General features: G+C 67.9%; 18 protein-coding genes. 7 read left to right on the forward strand and 11 right to left on the reverse strand.

Annotated elements, in window-relative coordinates:
• Window positions 1-70 precede the first annotated feature (70 nt).
• Window positions 71-1,996, reverse strand: a complete 1,926-nt coding sequence (locus IRZ30_RS01790; RefSeq protein ID WP_294082287.1) for an acetate--CoA ligase — start codon at window positions 1,994-1,996, stop codon at window positions 71-73.
• 658 nt (window positions 1,997-2,654) lie between these two features.
• Between IRZ30_RS01790 and IRZ30_RS01795 the strand changes: the two genes are divergently transcribed.
• From IRZ30_RS01795 to IRZ30_RS01815, 5 genes are all read left to right on the forward strand, one after another.
• Window positions 2,655-3,608: an ABC transporter permease gene (locus IRZ30_RS01795; RefSeq protein WP_294082289.1), complete on the forward strand. Its 954-nt coding sequence runs from the start codon at window positions 2,655-2,657 to the stop codon at window positions 3,606-3,608.
• 59 nt (window positions 3,609-3,667) lie between these two features.
• Window positions 3,668-4,591: an ABC transporter permease gene (locus IRZ30_RS01800; RefSeq protein WP_294082291.1), complete on the forward strand. Its 924-nt coding sequence runs from the start codon at window positions 3,668-3,670 to the stop codon at window positions 4,589-4,591.
• A 163-nt stretch (window positions 4,592-4,754) separates the two neighbouring features.
• Window positions 4,755-6,506, forward strand: a complete 1,752-nt coding sequence (locus tag IRZ30_RS01805; RefSeq protein ID WP_294082292.1) for an ABC transporter substrate-binding protein — start codon at window positions 4,755-4,757, stop codon at window positions 6,504-6,506.
• A gap of 248 nt (window positions 6,507-6,754) precedes the next feature.
• Entirely contained in the window at window positions 6,755-8,785 is a 2,031-nt protein-coding gene (locus IRZ30_RS01810) for a prolyl oligopeptidase family serine peptidase (RefSeq protein WP_294082294.1), read from the forward strand.
• Between the two features lie 55 nt (window positions 8,786-8,840).
• Window positions 8,841-11,186 (forward strand): DPP IV N-terminal domain-containing protein, encoded by a 2,346-nt coding sequence (locus IRZ30_RS01815; RefSeq protein ID WP_294082295.1) that lies wholly within the window; start codon window positions 8,841-8,843, stop codon window positions 11,184-11,186.
• Here IRZ30_RS01815 and IRZ30_RS01820 read toward each other — a convergent pair.
• The 7 genes from IRZ30_RS01820 to IRZ30_RS01850 form a co-directional block, all read right to left on the reverse strand.
• The gene (locus IRZ30_RS01820; protein WP_294082297.1) at window positions 11,095-12,681 is read right to left on the reverse strand and encodes an ATP-binding protein; all 1,587 of its coding nucleotides are present in this window, start codon (window positions 12,679-12,681) and stop codon (window positions 11,095-11,097) included. The genes IRZ30_RS01815 and IRZ30_RS01820 overlap by 92 nt on opposite strands.
• A gap of 9 nt (window positions 12,682-12,690) precedes the next feature.
• Window positions 12,691-13,425 (reverse strand): response regulator transcription factor, encoded by a 735-nt coding sequence (locus IRZ30_RS01825; RefSeq protein WP_294082298.1) that lies wholly within the window; start codon window positions 13,423-13,425, stop codon window positions 12,691-12,693.
• A 19-nt stretch (window positions 13,426-13,444) separates the two neighbouring features.
• Window positions 13,445-14,710 carry a pitrilysin family protein gene (locus tag IRZ30_RS01830; RefSeq protein WP_294082299.1) on the reverse strand — a complete coding sequence of 422 codons (1,266 nt, stop codon included), beginning with the start codon at window positions 14,708-14,710 and terminating at the stop codon, window positions 13,445-13,447.
• A 52-nt stretch (window positions 14,711-14,762) separates the two neighbouring features.
• Complete coding sequence (locus tag IRZ30_RS01835) at window positions 14,763-15,272, reverse strand: CinA family protein (RefSeq protein WP_294082301.1); 510 nt, start codon at window positions 15,270-15,272, stop codon at window positions 14,763-14,765.
• A gap of 143 nt (window positions 15,273-15,415) precedes the next feature.
• Entirely contained in the window at window positions 15,416-16,264 is an 849-nt protein-coding gene (locus IRZ30_RS01840; RefSeq protein WP_294082302.1) for a M55 family metallopeptidase, read from the reverse strand.
• Window positions 16,265-16,374: 110 nt separating this feature from the next.
• The gene (locus tag IRZ30_RS01845; protein WP_294082304.1) at window positions 16,375-17,523 is read right to left on the reverse strand and encodes a HAMP domain-containing sensor histidine kinase; all 1,149 of its coding nucleotides are present in this window, start codon (window positions 17,521-17,523) and stop codon (window positions 16,375-16,377) included.
• A 213-nt stretch (window positions 17,524-17,736) separates the two neighbouring features.
• A complete protein-coding gene (locus IRZ30_RS01850; RefSeq protein WP_294082305.1) occupies window positions 17,737-18,555 on the reverse strand; it encodes a serine hydrolase in 819 nt (272 codons plus the stop codon).
• A gap of 265 nt (window positions 18,556-18,820) precedes the next feature.
• Here IRZ30_RS01850 and IRZ30_RS01855 point away from each other — a divergent pair, with 265 nt between their 5' ends.
• Entirely contained in the window at window positions 18,821-20,074 is a 1,254-nt protein-coding gene (locus IRZ30_RS01855) for an MFS transporter (RefSeq protein WP_294082307.1), read from the forward strand.
• A gap of 109 nt (window positions 20,075-20,183) precedes the next feature.
• On the opposite strand, the gene IRZ30_RS01860 is transcribed toward IRZ30_RS01855, so the two are convergent.
• The 3 genes from IRZ30_RS01860 to IRZ30_RS01870 form a co-directional block, all read right to left on the reverse strand.
• Window positions 20,184-20,633 (reverse strand): vitamin K epoxide reductase family protein, encoded by a 450-nt coding sequence (locus IRZ30_RS01860; RefSeq protein ID WP_294082309.1) that lies wholly within the window; start codon window positions 20,631-20,633, stop codon window positions 20,184-20,186.
• A complete protein-coding gene (locus tag IRZ30_RS01865) occupies window positions 20,630-21,373 on the reverse strand; it encodes a DsbA family protein (protein WP_294082311.1) in 744 nt (247 codons plus the stop codon). Before IRZ30_RS01865 ends, IRZ30_RS01860 begins: the two co-directional genes overlap by 4 nt.
• 261 nt (window positions 21,374-21,634) lie before the next feature.
• On the reverse strand, window positions 21,635-22,789 hold the full coding sequence (locus IRZ30_RS01870) for an AI-2E family transporter (protein ID WP_294082313.1): 1,155 nt from the start codon (window positions 22,787-22,789) through the stop codon (window positions 21,635-21,637).
• A gap of 346 nt (window positions 22,790-23,135) precedes the next feature.
• Between IRZ30_RS01870 and chrA the strand changes: the two genes are divergently transcribed.
• Entirely contained in the window at window positions 23,136-24,329 is a 1,194-nt protein-coding gene (gene chrA, locus IRZ30_RS01875) for a chromate efflux transporter (protein WP_294082326.1), read from the forward strand.
• Window positions 24,330-24,607 lie beyond the last annotated feature (278 nt).

The following is a 24,607-nucleotide window of genomic DNA, read 5'->3' on the forward strand; positions in this document are numbered from 1 at the left end:
GGAGAGGGGTCGGGAGTGAGGGCCACTCTCGCGCAACGGGGTCAGGCGAGACGCCCGCCCCCGATCCGGCTCAGGACGCGCTGCCGTTCCCTTCGCCGCCCTTGATTTCCGCCCGCATCCGACGCCAGGCGGCGCGAGCTTCCTCGACCGAGGCCTCGTCTTCGATGGTCGAGACGTCGCCGGGGTCCTGGTTCAAAATGACCGCCCGGAAGACACGGCGCATGATCTTCCCGCTGCGCGTCTTCGGCAGCATGCTGACGAAGTTCAGTTCGCCGATGACCGCCACCGGCCCCAGCTCCTGGCGGACGGTGCCGATCAACTCGCTCTTGAGCAACTCCGAGGGCTGCCAGCCCGGCTTGAGCGCGATGAAGGCCGAGATGACTTCGCCGCGGACCGGATCCGGCCGCCCGGTTACCCCCGCCTCAGCGACGGCCGGGTGGCGCAGGAAGGCGCTCTCCACCTCCGCCGTGCCGATGCGGTGCCCGGCGATCTTGATGATCTCGTCGGCCCGGCCGGAGAACCAGACGTAGCCGTCCTCGTCGATCGCGCCCGAGTCGCCGGTGTAGTAGACCCCGGGAATGCGCCGCCAGTACTCATTGGCGTAGCGCTCCGGATCGCCCCAGATCGTCGGGGTCAGCCCCGGGAAGGGCCGCTCGATGACCACGATCCCCTGCTCGCCCGGACCGCACCGTTCCCCGTCCGGCGTCATCACCGCGAGTGCGAATCCGGGCAGCGGCACGCCGGCCGAGCCGGGCTTGATCGGCAGGATGCCGAGCCCATAGGGGTTGCCGACCACCGGTCCACCGGTCTCGGTCTGCCACCAGTGATCCAGCACCGGGACGCGGTCCTGGAAGACCTCCTTCTGCAACCATTCCCAGGCGGGCGGGTTGAGCAGCTCTCCGGCACAGAAAACCCGCTCGACCGACGACAGGTCGTGCGCCCGCGCCGGTTCGGTACCGTAGCGCATCAGCAGTCGGGCCGCGGTGGGGGAGGTGAAGATCCCGGTGACCCGATTCTCCTCGATGATCCGGTAGACGGTCTCCGGGCCGGGGTGGTCCAGCGCGCCCTCGTAGGCGATGGTGGTACAACCCACCAGAAGCGGCGCGTAAACGATGAAGCTGTGACCGACCACCCAGCCGATGTCGGAGGTCGACCACCACACATCGGTCGGCTTCAACCCAAAGCACCAGTTCGCCGTGCTGTGGATGCCGACCTGATAGGCCCCGTGGCTGTGCACCGCGAGCTTCGGGCTGGCCGTCGTCCCCGAGGTGGCCAGGATGTACGCCGGCTCGTTCGCCTCCATCACCTCGTGCTCGGCGCTCTGCCCGGCTCCCAGCGCCAGGAAGTCGTCCCAGTCGAGGTCGCGCCCGGGCTGCATGGCGGAGTCATCCGTCCGCCGCAGCACAACCACCCGCTCGACCTGCCCGTCGAGCGTGTCGAGCGCGGCGTCCACGATCGGCTTCAACGGGACAGTGCGACCCTTGCGCCAGGTCACATCGGCGGCCAGGAGGACCCGCGCCCCGGCGAGCTGCAGCCGCTGGGCCAACGCCCCGCTCCCGAACCCGGCGAAGACGACCAGGTGGATCGCGCCGATGCGTGCGGTGGCAAGCATCGCGATGATCGCCTCGGCGCAGGTGGGCATGTAGATACCGACCCGATCGCCCCGACGCACCCCCAGCCCACGCAGGGCGGCCGCCACACGCTCCACCTCGTGCAGCAACTGCGCGTAGGTCAGAACGCGCCGCTCGCCGCGCTCGTTCTCGGCCACCAGCGCCGCGTGTCCGCCCCAGCCGCGCCGGACGTGATGGTCGAGCGTGTTGTAGCACAGGTTCGTCTCTGCACCGATGAACCAGCGGAAGCCGGGCGGATCCCAGGCGAACACCTGGTCCCAGGTGCGGAACCAGGGTATCTGCTCAGCCGCGCGCGCCCAGAATCCTTCGTAATCGTCGGCCGCCTCCTGCTGCCAACGGCGGACAATCGGGTTGACGACTTCCATCGCGCACCTCCCGCGGCCGTCGTTCGGGGATACTCCCGCCCTCCGGAGACGGACGGGCCGGCGCACCCCGGCAGTTCCTCCAACTGATACCCAGCGTACCGCCAGTATCACCCCAACGGCCCGCACCCGCAACTCCCCGGCGGAGCGGGCTCACCCAGCAACAGCAAACCAGAGGAAAGGTATGTGTTCCGGGCAAGGCATGACCTCATCCGGCGCGAATGAATCATTTCTTAGCCGTTTCAGCCGGTATTGACACGACGTCATGCCGGATGGTACTCTCGGCACAGTACCAGATATCATTCATACTGCTATAATAGTTGTATCGACCCTTGAATACTGACCGCGGGCGTGAGTGCTCCTGCTACGCGATACGCCGAGTGGACACTTGGTCACTCTTTTCGTAAGTACCGTTCGGCTTAGCCCGCCGGTCCGGCATCGGATCGGAGGAATTGGGAACCGAGGCGACACCGCCACGTGCCAGCATCCTACGGGATTGCGCGTCCATCCGCACCCCCTGGGTGGCCGACCAGCATGCTGTTGCCTGCGCTAGCAGGCATTACCGGTGGTCAGTGCCGCTCCGAGCAGGGGACGGTTACCCGTACGGTCCGTCCGCAGGTATCTCAACCGGCGGCGTGCGAGGAAAAGGAAAACAGCGGTTGTGCAGCAGTATCTGATCAAGCGCCTGCTCCTGGCGATTCCCACCATCCTGGGTGCCGTCACCTTGGTCTTCTTCATGATGCGCATCGTACCGGGCGATCCGGTCGCGCTCTTCGTGCCGCCGGACACGCCAGGACCGGCGACCGAGGAGCTCAAGGCGCAGATCCGCGCCCAGTACGGGCTGGACAAGCCGCTCCACGTGCAATACGTGGCCTTCGTCAAGCAGATGATGACCGGCGACTTCGGTCGCTCGATCCGCCAGAACACGGTGGTGGCCCAGGATCTTCTCCTACGCATTCCCAACACGCTGCAGCTTGGGGTTCTGGCGCTCCTTTTTTCAACCGTGCTGGGGATTGGGGTCGGAGTCATATCCGCGGTCCGGCGCGGCACCTGGATCGACCGGACCGTGATGGTGGGCGCCCTGTTCGGCGTGTCGGTCCCGGACTTCTGGCTCGCGCTGATCCTGATCCTCTTCTTCTCATTGAACCTGGGCCTGTTCCCGCCGTCGGGGTGGGGTGGACCGATCTACACCGTGGAGGGGTTCAAGCACATCGTCCTGCCCGCCCTGGTGCTGGGACTCAGCGGAGCCGGCTCGCTCGCGCGTTACACGCGCTCCAGCATGCTCGAGGTCATCAACAACGACTACGTCCGGACCGCGCGCGCCAAGGGCCTGCGTGAGTCGGTGGTCATCCTCCAGCACGCACTCCGCACGGCGCTACCGACGATCGTCACGCTGCTTGGGCTCAGCTTCGGCCGCATCTTGAGCGGCACCGTCATCGTCGAGACGGTGTTCGGCTGGCCGGGGATCGGGCGCTACCTGATCAGCGGTATCAACGGGCGTGATTATCCGGTCGTGCAGGCGACGGTCCTGCTGGTGGCAATCTCCTTCGTCCTCGCCAACCTCATCTCCGACCTGATCCTCGTCTATGTGGATCCCCGCATCCGTTACGACTGAGGAAGATCAAGGGGGCTGATCCGGCGCGGAGTTCATCCGCGGTGCAGGAGGAGTGCTCGGTGGCAACCCAACCGGTGATGAATCAAGGGCATGAGCAGCGCGGTGCCGTGGCACTGGCGGGGATAGGCGAGGCCCAACGCACGGTATTGACCGGCCGTCGCCGTCTGTTGCGCGAGATGAAGCGGAACCGCCTGGCGACCGCCAGCGCGATCTACCTGCTGATACTGATGCTGCTCGCGGCGGCCGCCCCAATCGTTGCCCCCTATCCGCCGAACAAGCAAAGCCTCATGGACCGGCTGGAGGGGCCGTCTGCCGAGCACTGGCTCGGCACCGACGAGACCGGCCGGGATGAACTGTCGCGCCTGATCTACGGCGCCCGCATCTCACTCTTCATCGGCGTGATTGGAACGATCGGCGGCGTGGTACTGGGCACGATCATCGGGCTGTTGTCAGGGTTCTTCGGCGGCTGGTTCGACCAAATCGCCATGCGCATCGTCGACATCATGTACGCCTTCCCCGGCATCCTGCTCGCCATCTTCATCGTGGCAGTCGTCGGGCCGAGCCTGCTCAACATCATCATCGCCTTGACGGTGTGGGGCACGCCGACGCTGTCGCGGATCGTACGCGCAAGCGTGCTCTCCCTGCGGGAGCGCGACTTCGTGGACGCCGCGCGCGCCATCGGCGCGACCCGAAGCCGAATCATGTTCCGCCATCTGCTGCCGAACACCGCGGCCCCGATCATCGTCTATAGCACGCTCGGCGTCGCGGGATCGCTCCTCACCGCTGCTGCCTTGGGCTTCCTCGGCGTCGGCGTGCAGCCGCCGACCCCCGAATGGGGCGCGATGCTGAGCACCGGGCGCAACTACATGCGGAACGCTTCCCACCTCGTGCTCTTCCCGGGTCTGATGATCCTGCTGACAGTCCTGGCACTCAATATCGTCGGCGACGCGCTGCGCGACGCGCTGGATCCGCACCTCAACTAGGGCCACAGCACGCGACGCTCGCGCTGAGCCTGCGGCCGCGGCCGGCGGCGGAATGGAGGGGGAAGACATCGGAAGTGGATCGGCGGCCGGAGCGATGGGCTGATGCCGCGCGGGGGTCGGCATTTCCCATCCATGCGTTCAGGGATTGTGAGGAGGAACAACGATGAGTTCGGCGTCCACGCTCCACGATCGAGGTGAGTCCATCTTGAGTACCCGCAGTAGCCGCCGCATGCTCCTGCGGCAGGCCGTGATGGCGGGGGCAGCTCTACCCGTGGTGGCAGGACTCCTCGCCGCCTGCGGCGGCGATCCTGACGCCGCGACCACCGCCCCGGATACCGGCGGCTCCACCGGCGACAGTACCGCAACCACCGCCCCGTCCACCGGCGGGACCCCTGGAACCAGTTCGGGCGAACCGAAGAAGGGCGGCGTCGCGGTCATCCCCGTCACGGCCAGCCCGACCTCGTGGGACCTGACGAAGTCGGATTGGGTGACGTGGCAGGCCGTGCACTACCTCTACGATCGCCTTATCCAGGCGGACAATGAGGAAAACCTGCACCCGATGCTGGCGACCGCGTGGGAGGTATCGCCAGATGGCCTGAACTACTCGCTCAAGTTGCGCGACGACGTCAAGTTCCACGACGGCACGCCGTTCAACTCGGCTGCCGTGAAGTTCAACTTCGAGCGCTACATCAACAAGCCCGATTCGGCGTTCTATCCCGCGTTCTCGGTGATCGACACCATCGAGACCCCAGACGACACGACCGTCAACTTCACCCTGAAGAACGTGGACATTGAGATGCTGCTCCACCTCGCGGGCTGGGGCGCCATCCAGATCAGCCCGACCGCCTATGAGCGCCTCGGCGACGACTACGCCTCCGAGCCGACGGGCACCGGGCCGTTCAAGTTCAAGTCGTACGTACCGGACAGCCATGCCGAATACGTGCGCAACGACGACTACTGGGGCGGGGCGCCGCTGCTGGACGGCGTGCAGATCAAGATCATCCCCGAGATGAACGTCCAGCTCGACAACCTCCAGGCCAAGACCGTCGATGTCGTCTATGCGGTCAATCCCAAGGACGTCGAGGTTGTCGAGCAACTTGGCGTGATCGTGGAATCACACTTGAGTCCGGGCATCCGCTTGATCAGTCTCAACGTCACCCAACCACCGACGTCCGAGCTCGCCGTGCGCAAGGCGATCGCGCGTGCCATCAACCGCGACGAGATCATCGAAAAGGTCATGTACGGGTATGCCGTGAAGGCCCGTGGCGGCGCCATGCCGGGCAGCCCCTACGATTTCTCCGACGTGCCGATGATCGAGTACGACCCGGAGGAAGCGGAGCGCATCCTCGACGAGGCAGGCTGGGTGCGCGGGTCGGATGGGATCCGCGAGCGCGATGGGCAGAAGCTCCATCTCAACATCATCACCCGCGACTCCGAGGAGTGGACGCTCTACACCCAAATCTTCCAGGAGCAGCTCAATGAGATCGGTATCTCCTCGACGATCCAATCGTTCGAGTGGGGCACCTACCTCGACAACTGGCGCGAGAACAAGGGTGAGTGGAATCTCACCTACATGTCGCTCGGCGGCACCTGGAACGCGGTGACGGGTATTCAGGCGGGCTGGAACCCGGATGCCTTCTGGACCATCAACCAGATCGGCAAAGCAACCGATCCGGAGATGAAGGCGCTCAGCGACCGGCTCCAGGCTCTCTACGATGAGATGCTGGCGACCGTCGATCTTGACAAGCGCTTGGAGCTGGGGAAAGAAGCGCAGATGCTCTACCAGGAGAATCAGTTGGCCGTCTGGCTGTGGCATCCGGAGACGATCAACGCCATTCAGCCATACCTCAAGGACTACGATCTCGAATGGCACGGGCGAGTTCTGGGGCTGACCCGCGCCTGGCTCGATAAGTAGCGAGACGCGCGTGCGGCCGGTGGGCCCAGCCCGTTCCGGCTCCCAGCCGGGTGGGGCGGCACACAGCGCCCCGCCCGGTCACCCTCACCCCCAGGCTGCACCCCCACTCCGGACGGCCGACTCGTTCCGCACGACATCGACCCCTCCGGCCGGGATGAGCCGCTGCCGGTGCCGCCCGGGCAGGAGCCAGCGTCGGTCGTCGGTGTGCAGCGGACGCGATCGCGAGTGAAAGGGAAGGGCAGGCGAGAATGACTGACCGGACGCGGGCGCTGCCGGCGGACGCGCCCGAATTCACCCTCGATGAAGTGCTCTCGATCAAACACCCGGACCCAGCCGCGTGGTCACCCGACGGCGCGTGGCTGGCGTGGCGCTGGGACGATGGCGGGTTGGTTCATCTCTGGGCGGCGCGTGTCGACGGTGGCAGGCCGGTACAGGTCTCGCGCGGCGAGACGAGCGTCAGCAGCTTCCAATGGGGCCCCGATGGGCGCCTCGCCTTCGCCCAGGGCGGCGACATCTGGATTGCGGCACCGGGTGACGAGCCCACACAGTTGACGCGGGGCGGCGGTACCGATGCGATGCCCACCTGGTCCCCAAGCGGACAGCAGCTCGCCTTCGCGCGGGATGGCACCCTGTGGATCCATGACCTCGGCACCGCGTGCGTCTCGGTGCTCCCCCTGCCGGGTAAGATCGTGTCCGGCTACGGCGACACGACGAGCATCCGCTGGTCACCCAGCGGCGCCCGCCTGGCGGTCCGCATCCTCGACGGATCCCAGCGCGACCTGGTAGTGCTCACGGCGGACGGGACGGCACTGTGGCGCACCGAGACGCCGGACAACGAGGTCGCCTTCGCGTGGGTCGACGACCGCCGACTGCACTACACCGCCATCGACCCCAGCAGCCGCGTCCGGGTCCACCGACTCATCGATGTCGAGACCGGCGCCGAGGAGGAGTTGGCCCGCGAGGAGAGCGAGCGCGGCCTAAAGGGAGAACTCCCGCCAGTGGTGCATCCTGCCGGCGCAGGGATCGCCTACGTGCTCACGCCTGGAAACTGGCCGCACCTCTTCTACCGTGATCTGAGCACGGGAGAACTGCGCCAGCTCACCGACGGCGAGTGCGACGACACCGGGCACGCGGGAGACTCCTACGCCTTCTCGCCCGACGGTGCCAGGATCGTCTACTCCAGCAACCGGGACACGGACCTGAACCAGCGCCGGCTGTGGCTCGTCGACGTGGCGAGCGGTGAGTCGACGCTCCTCACCCCGGGCCCCGGCACCGACTCCTGCGCCGCCTGGTCGCCGGACGGCCGTTTCATCGCCTTTGTGCACTGCGGACCGTATGAAAGCCCGGACATCTGGGTCGTCGACCCGACAAGCGGCGAGCGACGTCAGATCTCCCACTCAATGCCGGAGACGCTGACCTCGGAGAAGATCACGCTGCCGACGCACATCACCTATCCGAGCGAAGACGGCCTCGCGGTCCATGCCGATCTGTTCCTTCCGAAGGGCTTCGACCCCGAGCGGCGGTATCCGGCCATCGTCTGGGTTCATGGGGGTATGGCGCGGCAGATGCGTTACGGCTGGCACCCCATGCGCTCCTACGCCATGTTCTACTCCTTCCACCAGTACCTGCTCCATCGGGGTTACGTCATCCTCTCCGTCGACTACCGGGGCAGCATCGGCTACGGGCGCGAGTATGAGCAGGCAACCTACCTCAGCATGTGCCAGGGCGACCTGGCCGACGTGGTGGCTGGGGCTCGCTATCTGGCGAGCCTTGGTTACGTCGACCCCGAGTCGATCGCGGTCTACGGCCTGAGCTATGGCGGCTATCTGACCCTGGGTGCGTTGACCAAGTATCCGGAGGTGTTTGCGCTGGGGATCAACATCGCCGGGATCTGGGACTACGAGCAGTACAACCAGTCGCGCGAGGAGGTCAGTCCAGGCAGCCGCTGGCACGGTCTTGCCCGCCTGGGTGGCCCCAAGGGCGAGCACAACGCCGAGGCCTGGTATCAGGCGTCGCCCCGCAACTTCGTCCAGCAGATGACGCGCCCGCTGCTCAACCTTATGGGCACCGCCGACGAAGCAGTTGACTACGCCCAGATCGACGCGATCATCCGCGACTGTGTTGAGCACGGCAAGGATTTCGCCGTGGTTCATTACCCCGGCGAGAGCCACATGTTCACCTGGCGCAAGACCTGGGAAGACGCCTTCCCACGCATTGAGCGGGCGTTCCAGCGGTACCTCACGGTACCGCCGTCCGAGCGGCCCCCGGCGATGATCTGACACCGCGCTGGACCACAGCGCACGGGTGCAGCACGTGAAGGCAGCGAGGAGAACGATGACTACGGAACACGATGACCTGGGCACGAGCCGACGCCTGACGCGCGCGGACTACGCACGCGCGGAGCAGTATCTCCCCTGGAACGTCTCGCATCTGCTCCTCAACGTCGAGGTCAAGCCCCACTGGATCGAGGGCAGCGACCGCTTCTGGTATCGCCGAGCCAGCCGCGAGGGGACGGAGTTCATTCTGGTCGACCCGGAGAACGGCACGCTCGGTCCTGCCTTTGACCACGCCCGGCTCGCCGCTGGACTGTCGGAGGCGACCGGAATTCCTCACGTCCACAACCAACTCCCGATCGACGACCTGAGCTTCCCCGATGGGAACGTCCTCGAGTTCACCCTGGGAGGCCATCGGTGGACCTGCGACCTCACGACGTACCGCTGCACGCGAGGCGAGCCCGCCACGGCGGCGCCGAAGGACGAAGTACGCTCGCCGGACGGCGCCTGGGCGGCCTTCCTCCGCGACGGTGACCTCTATGTACGCCGTACCGACGACGGCACGGAGATCCGGCTGACTGATGACGCCGAGCCGGATTACGACTACGCGACCCTCCCCGGATCGTCCCTCTCTGCCGTGACCGACAAGCTGGTCGGGCGCCCGATACCGCCCGCCGTCGCCTGGTCGCCGGACTCGAAGCGCCTGCTGACGTATCGCCTCGACCAGCGACAGGTCCGCACGCTCCATCTCCTGCAGTCTGTCCCCCCACCGGGATCGTCGCGGCCCGTTGCCCATGAGTATCGCTACCCGCTGCCGGGCGACGAGCACGTACCGGTCGGCGAGCTGATCATCTTCGACCTGGAGGAGAAAAAGCGTACGCCACTGGCGGTGGAACCGATCAACGTCGGCCCCCGCACCAGCCTCTTCGAACAGCGGGTCGCCTGGTGGAGCGAGTCGGGCACACATGTCTACGTCGTCCACGCCTCGCGCGACCAGCGAGAGGTCTCCCTCTACGTGGTCGATCCCAACTCGGGCGAAGCACGGGTGCTGGTGCAGGAGCGTGGATCGACCACCGTCTGGCCGGGGCACCCAGGGCCGACACTCACGACGGTCCGGGACGTGGGCGACGATGAGCGCGTCATCTGGTTCTCGTTCCGGAGCGGCTGGGGCCACCTCTACCTCTACGACCTGGCAAGCGGTGAGGAGCGGTGCCAGATCACGTCAGGCCCGTGGACCGTGCGGGACATCGTCCGGATCGATGCCGAGAACGGGTGGATCTACTTCATGGGCAGCGGCCGCGAGCCAGGGCGGGATCCCTACTACCGCCACCTCTACCGCTGCCGCCTGGATGGACGCGACCTGACGCTCCTGACGCCCGAGGACGCCGAGCACGACGTGTGCTTCTCCCCCTCAGGCGCCTATTTCGTCGACACTTATTCGCGCATCGACCAGCCACCGATCACAGTGCTCCGCACCTGCGACGGTGAACTGGTCCACACGCTCGCCGAGGCCGATATCACCGGGCTGCTGGAGCGCGGCTGGCGGCTCCCGGAGCGCTTCTGCGTCAAGGCACGGGACGGGATCACCGACATCTATGGTTCGATCATCCGCCCCTCCCATTTTGACCCGAATCAGCGCTACCCGGTCCTGGACGCCATCTACCCCGGGCCCCAGATCATCCGCACCCCCAAGGCCTTTCCCACGGCTGCGAACGGGTTCTGGCAGGACCAGGCACTGGCCGAACTCGGCTTCATCGTCGTGACGATCGACGGGATGGGCACGCCCTACCGCTCGAAGAAGTTCCTCGATGTCGCCTCCGGCGCGAACTTCGGTGAGGCCGGGGGATTGACCGACCACGTCGTCGCGCTCAAGCAACTCGCGGCGCGCGATCCCTCGCTCGATCTCGAGCGGGTCGGCATCTACGGGCACTCAGGCGGCGGATACGCCTCGACGCGGGCGATGCTCCTGTTCCCCGACTTCTACAAAGTCGCCGTGGCGTCGGCGGGGAACCACGACCAGCTCGGCTACAACGCGAGCTGGGGCGAACGCTGGATAGGGCTCGTCGAGGGGGACCGCTATGCCACACAGGACAACATCAAACTCGCGCATCGCCTCCAGGGGAAGCTTCTCCTCATACACGGCGAGATGGATGACAACGTCCACCCCTCGCTGACACTCCGGTTGGTCGACGCCCTGATCGCGGCCGAGAAGGACTTTGACCTCCTGATCATCCCGTTTACCAACCACTCCTACTTCGACGCGCGGCAGGGGCTGGCAGCGCTGGAGACGCACATCTCGCAGAGCCATCCTTATTTCATCCGGAAGCGCTGGGACTACTTCGTTCGCCACCTACTCGGGATGGAGCCGCCCACGTACGCGATCCGGCCCCCGGCTCCACCGGCGTAGGTATGTTCCCCCGTGCGGCGGCATCGCGAGATGCTGGATGGGGGCGGCTGGACTGCGGCTCTGCCGTCCCCGTCGTAGGGGGATCCGCTACCGCAAGCGTGACCCGGACGCAGGTCCCCTTACCCACATCGCTGTCGACGTCGATCGCTCCGTTGTGGCACTCGACGATCCAGCGGGCGATGGCGAGGCCGAGGCCGGCGCCGGCGGCGCCGTGGGCGCGGGCGGCGTCGCCCCGGTAGAAGCGGTCGAAGATGCGCTCGCGCTGCTCGGGTGGGATGCCCGGCCCGGTGTCGCGCACGACGATCTCCGCGACGTCGTCGCGGCGGTGGACGCTGAGCTCCACCTCACCGCCGGGCGGGGTGTAGGTGAAGGCGTTGTCGAGCAGGATCAGGAGCAACTGTTTGAGCTGGTCGGCGTTCCCGATGACGTCGATCTCGCCGGCGTTACTGACGCGGAAGGTGTGCTGACCAGCGAGCGGGGCCACCACGCGCGCGGCATCGGCCACGACCTGGTCGAGCTGGATGACGGACAGGTCGGGCCGCCAGCCGACGTCGGCACGCGCCAGGGTCAGCAGGTTCTCCACCAGCCGTCCCATGCGCTCCGCCTCGTCGCGGATGTCGGCCAGGCCGTCGCGGAGGTCGGCGGGATCCCAGCGCTCGGCGTCGATCTGCCGCAGCAGGATCTCGGCGTTGCCGCGCAGCGCGGTGAGGGGCGTGCGCAGTTCGTGGGAGGCGTCGGAGACGAAGCGGCGCTCGGCGGCGAACGCTTCTTCCAGGCGGTCGAGCATCTCGTTGAAGGTCTCGGCCAGTTGCCGAACCTCGTCCCGCGTGGGGGGCGGATCGATCCGCCGGCTCAGGTCGCCCTCGTCACCGATCTGCCGGGCCGTGTGCGTGATGCGCGTCAGCGGGCGCAATGAGCGGCCCGCCAGGACGTAGGCCCCCACGGCGGTCGCCACCAGCCCCAGCCCGCCGCAGACGGCCAGTAGCAGCCGGAGCTTGCTGAGCGTGTCGTACATCGGCGTGAGCGGCTCGGCCACCTGGAGGGTCACGACCGGCTCCTCCGTCGGGTAGGCGACGAGGAGCACGCTGAGGACCCGTACGGGGGCACCATGGAATCGCACCGTGTAGTAGACCGGCTCGCCCCGCAGGTTACGCTCGAGCACCGACTCGGGCAGCGGGATGTAGTCATCGAGCTGGGGGGAGTTCAAGTAGAAGCGCCCATCGGGGAGGGTCAACTGCGAGTAGAGGCCGGGGAATGTCACCGGATCGAGGTCGGGCGGCGGGAAGGGGAAACTCGGCCCGTCCGGACCGACCCGGACCGCCCGCGACTGCTCGCGCACCTGGCGCGCGACCCGCGTCCAGGCTTCCGCCAGCCGGGTGTTGACCTCGCCGCTGAGCGAGCGCTGAAGGGTGAGGTAGACTCCTGCACCAACCGCCACCAGGAGCACGGCCATCAGCGCGGTCGTCAGGAGCGCGATCCGAAATCGAACCGACATCGATGGCTCCTACGATGAGTGCGACCCGGCGCGCTCCTCCGTCGGCAGGCGCAGGGCATAGCCGGCGCCGCGGACGGTCTGGAGCAGGCGCGGCTCGCCGCCCGCTTCGAGGTGGCGCCGCAGGTTGCTGACGTAGACCTCCAGGACGTTCGATTCGCCGGGGAAATCGTAGCCCCAGACCCGCTCCATGATGACGTCCCGCGTCAGCACCTGGTTCGGGTGCTGCATGAAGAGCAGCAGCAGCTCGTACTCGCGGGTCGTCAGCTCGATACGGCGGTCGCCCCGGTAGGCGAAACGCGAGGTGGTGTCGAGCGTCAGGTCGGCGAAACGGTACACGCCGTCGTCAGCCGGTTCCTCGGCGCGGCGCCGCTCCTGACGCCGTAGGAGCGCGCGAACCCGTGCCAGCAGCTCCTCGAACGCGAACGGTTTGATCAGGTAGTCGTCGGCGCCGGCATCGAGCCCGGCCACCCGGTCGGCCACTTCATCCCGCGCGGTCAGCATCAGGATCGGCATCCCCTCGCCGGCCGCACGGATCCGGCGGCAGACCTCGAGGCCGTCGATATCGCCCGGCAGCATGATGTCGAGGATGATGAGGTCCGGCGGGTCGTCGCGCACCGCATCCAGCGCGCGCGCCCCGGTGTCGGCCACCGTGACCCGGTAGCCTTCGAAGACCAGACCGCGGCGCAGGAAGGATGCAATCGCGCGCTCGTCCTCAACGACCAGGATGTGCTGCTCCTGCGCCATTCCGTTCCGCCTCCCTCCATCAGAGGTGCAGCAGCGACCGGAAATGGCTGTCGGCCTCGTACGGCCCCACGATCGCCAGGTTTAGCACGTCGGGCCGGAAGAGTTCGGTGGCTAGCTCCTGGATCTGCTCCGCCGTGACGGCGTCGATCCGCGCCATGACTTCCTCTGGGGTGAGGATCTCGCCGAAGACGGCCTCCTGGCTTCCGATCCAGCCGGCGACGGCGCGGCTGTCCTCCAGCCCCATCACGATCCGGCCCCGGCGCAGCTCCTTGGTGCGCTCCAGCTCGTCCGCCGGCACCGGCTCCCGGCGCAGCTTGTCGAACTCGCGAAGGATCGCCTCGATGGTCTGCTCGACGCGCGCGGGGTCGGTCCCGGCGTAGACGACGCCCTGGCCCACGTCGGCGTACTCGCGGAAGTACCCATACACCTCGTAGACCAGCCCCAGCCGCTCGCGGATCTCCTGGAACAGGCGCGAGCTCATCCCGGAGCTGAGCACGGCGTCGATCATGTCCTGGACGTAGCGCCGGTCGTCGGTGTACGGGAGCGCCGGGACGGCGACGCACAGGTGCGCCTGCTCGGTTGGACGGGTCAACAGGCGCACGCGCGGCTCCTGCTGCCGCACCTCGGCCTGGACGAAGGTATTGACGTCGCTGGCGGGCAGGTCGCCGAAGTACTGCTCGGCCAGCTCCACGACCTGCTCGTGGTGAATGTCACCCGCCGCGGCAATGACCAGCCGGTCGGGCCGGTACTGCGTGCGCAGGTAGGTGAAGAGGTCGTCGCGCGTGATGGCGCTCACGGTCTCGACGCTGCCGATGACCGGCCGGCCGACCGACTGCCCGTCCCAGACCAGCTCGTCGATGACGTCGTGGATCAGGTCGTCGGGCGTGTCGAGGATGCCGCGGATCTCCTCGATGATGACGAAGCGCTCCTTCTCCAGCTCTTCGGGGTCGAAGGTGGAGTGGCGCAGCATGTCGGCCAGCACGTCGAACGCGCGGGCCAGGTGCGCGCTCGGAACCTTGACCCAGTAGTTGGTGCTCTCGCGACTGGTGGCGGCGTTGAGGATGCCGCCGACTCCCTCGATCTCCTGGGTCAACATGATCGGATCAGGGCGGCGCTCGGTCCCCTTGAAGACCATGTGCTCCAGAAAATGCGAGATGCCTGCCTGCTCGTCGGACTCGTAGCGGGAGCCGACACGGAAGTAGAGGATCAGCGATGCGGAGCGAACATGGTCCATGCGGCTGGTAACGACCCGGACGCCGTTCGGCAGAACCGTCTTCTGGTACAACGTCTCCCTCATTCTTCTGAGGATACAGATCCGAAGTGTCGCCGAGGCACGCTTACGAGGCGGCGCCAGTCCCCGCACTCGGCACGTTGCGCGCCATCTCCACGGCAAGGCGAAGTGCCGCCTCGGCGCTGCGTGCGATGTTGTCGGCGCGATCGCCGTCCCAGCGATGCTCCTCGCAGACCTCGCCCGCCGGCGTCACGCACGCGATGTAGACCAGACCGACGGGCTTGGTCGGCGTGGCCCCGCCCGGCCCGGCGATGCCCGTGGTCGAGACGCCGATGTCGGCACCGGTCGTGGCCCGCACGCCGCGAGCCATCGCCAGCGCGCACTCGCGGCTGACCGCTCCGTACCGCTCGAGCACCTCCCGCGGCACGTGGAGGAGTCGTTCCTTCAGGTCGTTGCTGTAGGACACGATGCCGCCGACGAAGTAGGCCGAACTCCCCGGCACCGTGGTGATCCGATGGGCGACCAGGCCGCCGGTGCAGGACTCAGCGGTCGCGATCGTCAGCTCCTGCCGAGTAAGGATGTCTGCAAGCTGGTGTTCCAGCGGACGCGCGGCCACTCGGGCCACCCTTCCCCACATCGCGGGACTCGATCACGTCTTTGAAGTATAGCAGGCGGGTCGAAACGGCCCCGCGGCCGCGGGGCGCCGGCCGCCCGCCCGTCCTCGCGATCGGGCAAGCCGGCACCCCGGATCGAGACATCTCAGCCGAGCCAGCCGGCCGGCTCGTAGAGGGCGTTGCGCAGGGCTGCCCAGAGGGTCTGGTACTGCTGCCACGGGTCATCGCCGGGCACGAGAAGGGTGACCGGGCCGAGGCGCTCGACGCCGGCGACGCGCGCGGCGCGGTCGCACTGCTGCATCGTGAGGAAGTCCACCTCCAGCCGCAGCGGCCGCTCCGGCGCGTAGACCCGCGCCCGGCTCAGGTTGCTCAGCGCCCGGGCGGCAGCCTCCCGGATCTCCGGCCCGGTCGCTGCCGGGGGCCGGCAGATCGCCGCATTGCGCCCACGCGCTTCCTTCACCGCGACCGTCTCGATGTCGTCGCCCAGGAACGCGCGCGCCTCGGCCACGGTTGCCGTGTCGCCAGTGACCATGATGACCGGGATGCCGAAGGAGCCAAGGATGGCGGCGTTCAAGCCGGTTTCGCCGTGCGGGCGGCCGTTGATGCGCAGTTCGGCCACCGCCGCCCCGGCGATGGTGTGCGGGTGAACGGCGCGCGGCGTCTTGGCCATCGCGTGGTAGCCGATGAACACGGCGGCGTCGAACCGCTCGCTGTCGGCGCCTTCGAGCTGGCAGGCGTCGCGGGCCTCCCCGGCGCCGGTCATCAGCCGGGCCGCGGGGTGGAGATCTTCGATCAGGATGTTGCGCATCGGGCCGTGCCCGTCGCTGACGAGGATGTCGGTCGCCCCCGCCTGGATCAGGCCCTCGATCGCCGCGTTCGCGTCACCGGTCATCAGCTTGCGGCCGCGGCCATACTCCCGCTCGGTCGACATCATCATGTCACCATGGACCACGCCGGTGATCCCCTCGATGTCGACCGACATGTACACCTTCATCGCCCAACCTCCCCTATCGGACCGTCATCGGCGAGAACAGCTCTCGCACCGGCCCATCTTCCGACGCCGTGGTTGGGGTGACAAGTATCCGGCGGGGGAACCGCGGGCGATCACCCGGCGGGCTGGCAATCGGCCGACCGGAGGGGCAGGCGGACGGTGAAGGTCGAGCCACGGTTGGGCGCGCTATCCACCCAGATGCGGCCACCATGAGACTCGACGATCCCTTTGGCGATGAAGAGGCCCAGCCCGCTGCCGACCAGGGTCGTCTCGCCGACGCGGGAGAACGGCTGGAACAGCCGCGTCTGCTGGTCGTCGGACAGGCCGGGGCCCTGATCGCTGATGGTAAGGATCGCCGACTCTCCCACCTGGCGGAGGGAGGTGCGCACCTCACCGCCGTCGGGGGAATACTTGACGGCGTTGTCGATGAGGTTGGCGACGACCTGCGTGATCCGCTCGCGGTCCCAGCAGCCGGTCAGTTCCTCCGGGGCATCGAGGTGCAACCGGTGCTGCCCCCCGCTGACGGCCTGGGCCTCGACGACCTCAAGGACGACCGCGACCAGGTCGACCGGGGCCGGTTGGAGCGTGAACTGGCCGACACCGAGGCGGGCAGCGTCGTGGAGGTCGGTAGAGATCCGTCGCGTGCGCCAGACCGCCTCGATGATGGCGTCCAGCGCCCGGCGATCCTGCTCCGCCAGCCCCGGTGGGGCGCGGCGTTGCAGCCCCTGGGCGTAGCCGACGATGGTGGTCAGGGGCTGGCGCAGTTCATGGGTGACCGCGGCGATAAAGAGCTGGAGTTGCTGTTGGGCGTCGGTCAGCCGGCGGTTCACTTCCTCGATCACGCGCGCGTCGTGGAGCAACGCCACACGCTGGCGGGCGAGGAGCACAGCCGCACCGACAATCGGGAGCAGCCCGAGCACGTCCGTGATCCAGACCGCGACGGGGAGCCCCTGGGCCGCGCCGCTGATGACGGCCACGCACACCGCGGCGGCGCCGACGGCACCCACCGCTCGGGGAGAGAGCCAGCGTGCCGCCACCAGGACGGGGAGCGCGTAGAGCAGGGAGACGACCCGCCCCCGAGGCATGACGGTCAGGTCCAGAGCGAGGGCCACCAGGAGGCTGGCGATCGCCAGGACACCGATCAGCCACCGGGAAACGGTCCGGCGCCGCGTCGGCGCACCGCCCGCAGGCGATGTCTCCCACACCGCCCCGCGCGCTTCTGACCCCGCCGCTCTGGCCCGCTCCCCTGACCCGCTGTCCATACTTCGCTGCCTGCCGGTCGTGCTCAGCGCCGGTGATGCCGTGTTCGGCAACCAAGACGCACCTACGCGCTACCGCTCTCACAGAACTGGCACGGGCGCGTTGCCACAAACACGTATCACAATGGACGCCACATCACGCCGAGTATAGCGCAGCCCCGCACTCAGCGAAAGAGGTGCGATGACCGATTCCGCGAGATTCCGGCGGGGTACCGGCTAGGCTGCTCCCGATGGGATAAGGCCCGTCGCGTGGAGTGCCGCGCACGTGATGTCGCCGATCGCCTGCTCGCCGGCGTGGGAGTCGGGCAGATCCTCCGTGAAGACGCTGACGACCAGCGTGCCGGCAGGGGTGGTGACGAAGCCGACGTCGTTGACCACGCCGGTCAGGCTGCCGGTCTTGGAGCCCCAGCGGATGCCCTCGCCCTCGGGCACATAGCGCCCGATCCGGCGGGGGTTCTGCTGCTTCTCCAGCATCGCCACCATCGCCTCACAGGACGCCGGCGACGCGGCACGCCCCTCCAGCAGCGCCTTCACGGCCAGGGCGTAGTCATCCGGCGTGGCCCAGTTCTCCGGCTCGTCCGGGAGCGCCGGGCGCCCCTTCATCTTCCGGCCCAGGTTCGAGTCACGCATGCCCAGCGACGCGATGACGTCGTTCACCGCCTCCAGGCCAACCAGGTCGATCAGCAGGTTGGTCGCGGTGTTGTCGCTGATCGAGATCATGAGGTAGACGAGATCCTCCAGCGTCAACTCCAACCCGTCGTGCAGGTGCAGCAGCACGCCGCTCCCGGGCGACTTGTCGGCGTCGCGCAGGACGATCCGATCGGTCAGCGCACGCTCCCCCGCATCCACCGCCCGGTAGACGGCGACCATGAGCGGGATCTTCACCGTGCTCGCGGCGCGGAAACGCCGGTCGCCGTTGTGGCGAAAGGTTTCACCGCCGGGGGCGACGATGGTCGCCCCAACCGTGCCGCCGGTCGCTTCGGCCGCCGCAACCGCCGCGGCCACGCCCGCCCAGTCGATCGTCTTCCCGTCCATGCCACGCCTCCCCCTGCTCAGGTGCGAATCAGCCCGCCCGGCATGATAACCGCTCGTGCCCGCCCGTGCGCGGAAGCAGCGCCGTAGGCTACAATCCCGCGCGTGCCCGACGCAGGCAGATCACCGGGCGGACCACGCCGACCGCAAGGAGCAGTGCCGTGACAACCGCGACGTTTCTTCTGACGCAGGTGGCGCAGGGATCGATCTGCACGGCGGCGCACCACGCCCGCCCTGGGGAGGAACGGAGCGCGAATGGCGGTCTGCCATGCGGGATAGTGAGCGACGGAACGCCTACTCCGTCTATCTGATCTTCGCGGCCGCGTCGGCCTTCTTCTACACGCTCGTCTTCACCGTCAGCGCGGTCTACCGGGTCGAGCAGGCCGGGCTCAACCCGTTCCAACTGGTGCTGGTCGGGACGGTGCTGGAAGCATCGGTCTTCCTGTTCGAGATCCCGACCGGCGTCGTGGCCGACGTCTACAGCCGCCGCCTGTCGGTCATCATCGGCGTCTTCCTGATCGGCGCCGGGTTCCTGCTGGAGGGGGCACTTCCGATCTTCTGGACGATCCTGCTGGCACAGGCCCTCTGGGGGATCGGCTACACCTTCACCAGCGGTGCCGTCAACGCCTGGATCAGTGACGAGATCGGTGAGGAGCGCGCCGGGCGAGCCTTCCTCCGCGGCACGCAACTGGGTCAGGCCGGCGCACTGCTGGCGACCGGCGTCAGCGTCGCCCTCGCCAGCGTCCGGCTCAACCTGCCGATCCTGGCGGGCGGGGGGTGCTTCGTCCTCCTCGGCCTCTATCTCATCCTCCGGATGCCCGAACGGCACTTCACCCCCCGGCCGCCGGAGGAACGCTCGTCGTGGCAGTCGATGCGCCGCACCCTGCGCGACGGGGCCCGCACGGTCCGGGGAAGGCCGGTGTTGATCACCATCCTCGCGATCGGCGCCATCTACGGCATGGCGAGCGAGGCGTTCGACCGGCTCTGGCCGGTCCACTTCCTCGACAACTTCACCTTCCCGCAGATCGCCGACTTCCAGCCGGTCGTGTGGTTCGGCGTCATCAACGCGGTGGCGATGGTCCTGAGCGCGGGGGTGACGGAGATCGCGCGGCGCCGGGTCAACACCGCGAGCCACCGCGGCGTCGCACGGGCGCTGCTGACCATCAACCTCCTGCTGATCGGCTCGGTCACGCTCTTCGGCCTGGCCCGAGGCTTCGCGGTCGCCCTGGCCGCCTACTGGCTGACCTACCTGCTGCGCACGACGCACGACCCGCTCTACACCGCCTGGGTCAACCAGCGGCTGGAGCCGCGGGTGCGCGCCACGGTCCTCTCGATCGCAAGCCAGGCCGATGCCCTGGGTCAGATCGCCGGCGGCCCGGTCCTCGGCGCGGTCGCCACGCTCGCCTCGATCCCGGCCGCGATGATCGGCGTGGCGGTCGCGCTCGTGCCGTCGCTCGGCCTGTACACCCGGGCGCTCCGCCGCCCCGAGGAGGTGGAAGCCGTCACCCCGGCCGCGGACTGATCGCCGCGGTCAAGGACGAAAAAACGCCCCTCTCCCAGCGTTGGGAGAGGGGTTGGGGGTGAGGGCCGCTACCACGGGGTCTGGCCACTCCCTGTAACGCGGAAACAGTTCACGCGATCTCGCTCTCGCCGGCGCCGAGGAAGCGCCAGAGGAGGACGCCCTCAGCGACCAGGATGCCGAGTGTCAGCACCGCCGACGTGACGCACCACTGGCAGATGGCCTCGATCACGGCGATCTCGAGGTACGTCAGGTAGGCGGCGTAGACCGCGCCGGACAGGACCAGCGCGAAAGCGGCCATGGTGGCGGTGCTGGCCCAGGCCGGCCGAGTCCGTCGGAGGAAGCCCAGGCCGATGACCGCGAGGTACATCCCCATCCCGAGGATCGAGATGGGGATGCCCGCAATCTCCGCATAGGGGCTGTTCTGCACCGTCTTGCAGTCGCCGATAGTGCAAACGAGGGCGCCGGTGTCGTAGTGGCTGTAGGTCAGGTAGCCGGCGACCAGCAGCCCCGGGATCGCCAGGGCCAGCGAGGCGGTCTGCCAGCCGGTTCCGCGGATCACTGCGCCAGCGCCTGATCGATCGCGGCCTTCAGCGTCTCGTAGCGACCGTTCCAGCCCTGCAGCAGCTGGCCGTTGATCATGAAGCTGGGCGTCCCGGTGAGCCCGGCTTGCTTGCCCTCGTTGTAGCTGGCCTCGACCTCGTCCTTGAAGGTCTCGTTGTCGTAGCATTGGTTGAACGCTTCCATGTCCAGGCCGACTTGCCGCGCCATCTCCTTCAGCCGCGTTGCGCTGAAGTCACCCTGGTTCTCCGCGCGCTGGTTCATGAAGAGGGTGTCATGGTACTGCCAGAACTTACCCTGGTCCTCCGCGCAGAAGGCGGCCTGAGCTGCGCGGATCGAGTCCGGACCCAGGAAGGCCCAATCCCGATACTCGAACGTGATCTTTCCGGTTGCGACGTAGTCCGCGATGAGCTGCGACTTCATGTTCCGGTTAAAGTACCCGCAGCCCGGGCATTGATAATCGCCCCACTCCACCACGTGGACCGGCGCGCCTTCCTGCCCCATGACGCGCCCGTTGGTCGGGATACCCGCGTCCAAAGGCGCCGCCGCCGCGATGTCCGAGATATCCTCGCCGGCTCCCGGACGGTTGATCAGGATCAGTACGACGGCCGCGATCAACGCGACAGCGACCAGACCGCCAAAGATCGACATCTGCCGCCGTCGTCGCGCCGCTCGCTCGGCCGCCAGCCGGCGCTCCGCTCTGCGGGAGCGCCGTGCCTCCCGGCCTGATTGGGAACTCATCTCCTCCGCATCGCCCTTCCCAACAACACCACCTGCCCAGTTGTCTGGGCGGTATCGTACCATGCCCCCGCCCGGCCACGACGAGGCGCGGCACGCCGGAGGCAGCCTTCGTCCGTACTCCTACCACACGTGCCTTAAGAATAGCTGAGCGACCGGGTCTCCTGTCGAGCCCCATAGCGGGCTGACACCGGCACGACCCGCCAGTCGGCTCAGCCGGCCGGTGAGGGCAGCCGCCGGCGCCGGGCCGGACTCCGCCGCGCTCTACCCTTCGTGCTCGCGTGCTGCCGGCGCGGGTACGCGGTCCGAGGCGGGCTCCGCTGCGGGCTCCGGCGCGATCTGAGCGCGCCGCCAGGGGAGAATCACCTCCTCGAACATAACCTGCACCATCGCCGCGGCCGGCACGGCCACGAACGCACCCGCGACGCCGAGCAGCGCCGCCCCCACCAGTACGGCTACGAAGACGAGCAAGGGGTGGATGTCGAGCTGGTCACCTTCCACCCAGGGGGAGATGGCGTAGCCCTTGGCGTTCTCGATGACGAGCGAGGCACCGAACACCAGGAGGAAGGTCGTCCATCCCTGGAGCGCCGCGATGATGAGCAGCGGGATGCGCGCCAGCCACGGACCGATGCGCGGCACCGCCTCGCCCAGCCCCACCACGATCGACAGCAGGACCGCGTACGGCACACCGATGATGATCAGCGCCACGTAGGTGATCACCGCGATGATCGTCATGACGATCAGCTTCGCGCGCACGTAGTAGCCGATACGCTCCCACATCTCGCGCATCACGCGCTCCGCGGTGTCGCGGTGTTCGTGGCTGATGAGCGACAGGATGAAGCCCAGCAGCCGACCGCGCGTCGTCACCAGCAGCATCGAGATGACGAAGATGCTCAGGACGTCGAGGAAGAGACTGAACAACTGGCTCGGCAGCTCGGCCAGCCGGCTGCCGACCGAGCTCAGCAGGCGCGAGCCGGCCGTCGCGACCTGTTCCTCGAACGGTTGCAGTTCCGGGTATTGCTCGCGCAGGCGCTCCCAACTCCCCCGCAGGGCCTGGTAGCGATCGACGTAGTTGGGGATTTCATCCACCAGCGTGGCGACCTGCCCGAAAAGGGGCGGCAGCACGAACCAGCCGATGGCCCCTACCACGGCCATCGCCACCAGGTAGACCAGCAGCACGGCGATGCCGGACGGTATCCGCAGCCGCTCGAGCTGCGACGCCGGACGCGCTGCCGCCGCGGCGAACAGGAGGCTGATAAACAGGATCAGCAGCACGCCACTCAGGCGCATCAGCAGGTAGAGCCCGAACGCGGTGAGGATGGCGAACAGGAGTGCGTAGTAGATCGGCATGGCCCGCTGAACGACCGATTCGCGCGGCCGGGAGGCGGGCCGATCCCCGTCCAGGTCAACGCCTGCCATAGGCTCTCCCCTCGATGCCCTCGCCTACTCTCCCACAGCCGGGTCCGCCGCGCCGGCGCATCACCCCGGACCACGGAAAAGTCCGCAATCCGCTCTCCCCCGCTGTCGCTATGATGAGTGCGTTGCCAGCCGGCGGCCGGTGCGATAAGACTACTCGGTCATCGCATGGAGCTTGCCGAACGAATCGAGGGCACGCGGTCGTCCTTGGAGCGGGATGGGTGGTGCGACAAGTCCAGCGCCGTGGCCCGTGGCCGGGGTGCGGGATCCGTCGCACCACCCGCCTCGACGACGGCCGGCAGGGGCACGAGCCGGCTCAGGGAGGCGGGCGCACCGAAACGGAGGGGCGGTGACGATCACGACGGACAAGGACGCATCCAAGACCGGCGCACCAGGCGAGCGCGGCCGCGGAGCCCTGCGAGAGGTCGCATGGGTAGCGGTCAAGCTGGGCTTCACCGCCTTCGGCGGGCCGGCGGCGCATATCGCCATGCTGCGCGACGAGGTGGTCGTCCGCCGGCGCTGGGTGACGGAGCAACACTTCCTCGACCTGCTCGGCGCGACGAATCTGATCCCTGGGCCGAACTCCACCGAGATGGTGATCCACACCGGCTACATCCGCGCCGGATGGCGAGGGTTGGTCGCCGCCGGGGTCGGCTTCATCACGCCCGCCGCGCTGATCGTCCTCGCCTTCGCCTGGACCTACGCCCGCGTCGGCACGACGCCGCAGGCCGAGTGGCTGCTCTACGGGATCAAGCCGGTAATCATCGCCATCGTGGCGCAGGCCCTCTGGAACCTGGCAAAGACGGCCGTCAAGGGCGTGCTGGCCGCCGTGATCGGCCTGGGGGTGCTCGCGCTGGCGCTGCTCGGCTTCAACGAGATCGCGCTCCTCTTCGGCGGTGCGGCGTTGATGTTCGTGATTACACTCGCGCGTCGGGCGCGACGCCCGCCGCCGGTTGCCGCGCTGCTGCCGCTGGTCGGCGCACCGGTCCCGGCGGCGACAGCCGTGGCCGGCGCGGTGCCGTTCAGCCTGCTGACGCTCTTCCTCACCTTCCTCAAGATCGGCTCGGTCCTCTTCGGCAGCGGCTACGTCCTGCTCGCCTTCCTCCGCAACGACTTCGTGCTGCGCCTCGGCTGGCTGACCGACCAGCAACTGCTGGACGCCGTCGCGGTCGGCCAGTTCACGCCGGGACCGGTCTTCACCACCGCGACCTTCGTCGGCTACCTCGTCGGCGGGTTCCCCGGCGCGGCGCTGGCGACCCTGGGCATCTTCCTTCCCTCATTCATCTTCGTCGCGGCGCTCAACCCGCTCGTTCCCCGGCTCCGGCGCTCTCCCTGGACCGGCCCGTTGCTGGACGGGGTCAACGTCGCGGCCCTGGGGCTGATGGCCGCGGTCACCTGGCAGCTTGCCCGCTCGGCCGTGGTCGACCCGCTCACGGCCGGGCTCGCCCTCGCCGCGCTGGTCCTGCTCGTCCGCTTCCGGGTCAACTCCGCCTGGCTGGTCCTCGGCGGCGGGTTAGTCGGGCTTGTCACGTGGCTGCTGTGATGGGACGCATCCCCCTCACCCCAACCCCTCTTCCACAAGGGAAAGGCTTCGCCAGGGTGTTGACAGCCTGCCAGCTTCATCGTAAATTACCGATAAGAGCCGCCGGTGAGGCGGCAATCGTTTCGGACGGTTGTTCGTAAAAATACGATGGTCGATGGTCGCAGTGACTCGGCGCCCGGATTCGCCCCACACCCGTGGGGACCGACGGTACTCAGCCATGGTCAGCCCGGTCAGGCCGACATTCGCCCCACACCCGTGGGGACCGACGACGGTCCGCT

It is taken from the genome of Sphaerobacter sp., assembly GCF_019683595.1.
Lineage (GTDB): Bacteria > Chloroflexota > Chloroflexia > Thermomicrobiales > Thermomicrobiaceae > Sphaerobacter.

Bases quoted from the DNA above. Each gene is read 5' to 3' on its own strand.
- IRZ30_RS01790 (WP_294082287.1), bottom strand. From the start codon at position 1,996: ATGGAAGTCGTCAACCCGATTGTCCGCCGTTGGCAGCAGGAGGCGGCC.
- IRZ30_RS01805 (WP_294082292.1), top strand. From the start codon at position 4,755: ATGAGTTCGGCGTCCACGCTCCACGATCGAGGTGAGTCCATCTTGAGT.
- IRZ30_RS01810 (WP_294082294.1), top strand. From the start codon at position 6,755: ATGACTGACCGGACGCGGGCGCTGCCGGCGGACGCGCCCGAATTCACC.
- IRZ30_RS01815 (WP_294082295.1), top strand. From the start codon at position 8,841: ATGACTACGGAACACGATGACCTGGGCACGAGCCGACGCCTGACGCGC.
- IRZ30_RS01820 (WP_294082297.1), bottom strand. From the start codon at position 12,681: ATGTCGGTTCGATTTCGGATCGCGCTCCTGACGACCGCGCTGATGGCC.
- IRZ30_RS01825 (WP_294082298.1), bottom strand. From the start codon at position 13,425: ATGGCGCAGGAGCAGCACATCCTGGTCGTTGAGGACGAGCGCGCGATT.
- IRZ30_RS01840 (WP_294082302.1), bottom strand. From the start codon at position 16,264: ATGAAGGTGTACATGTCGGTCGACATCGAGGGGATCACCGGCGTGGTC.
- IRZ30_RS01845 (WP_294082304.1), bottom strand. From the start codon at position 17,523: ATGGACAGCGGGTCAGGGGAGCGGGCCAGAGCGGCGGGGTCAGAAGCG.
- IRZ30_RS01850 (WP_294082305.1), bottom strand. From the start codon at position 18,555: ATGGACGGGAAGACGATCGACTGGGCGGGCGTGGCCGCGGCGGTTGCG.
- IRZ30_RS01855 (WP_294082307.1), top strand. From the start codon at position 18,821: ATGCGGGATAGTGAGCGACGGAACGCCTACTCCGTCTATCTGATCTTC.
- IRZ30_RS01865 (WP_294082311.1), bottom strand. From the start codon at position 21,373: ATGAGTTCCCAATCAGGCCGGGAGGCACGGCGCTCCCGCAGAGCGGAG.
- IRZ30_RS01870 (WP_294082313.1), bottom strand. From the start codon at position 22,789: ATGGCAGGCGTTGACCTGGACGGGGATCGGCCCGCCTCCCGGCCGCGC.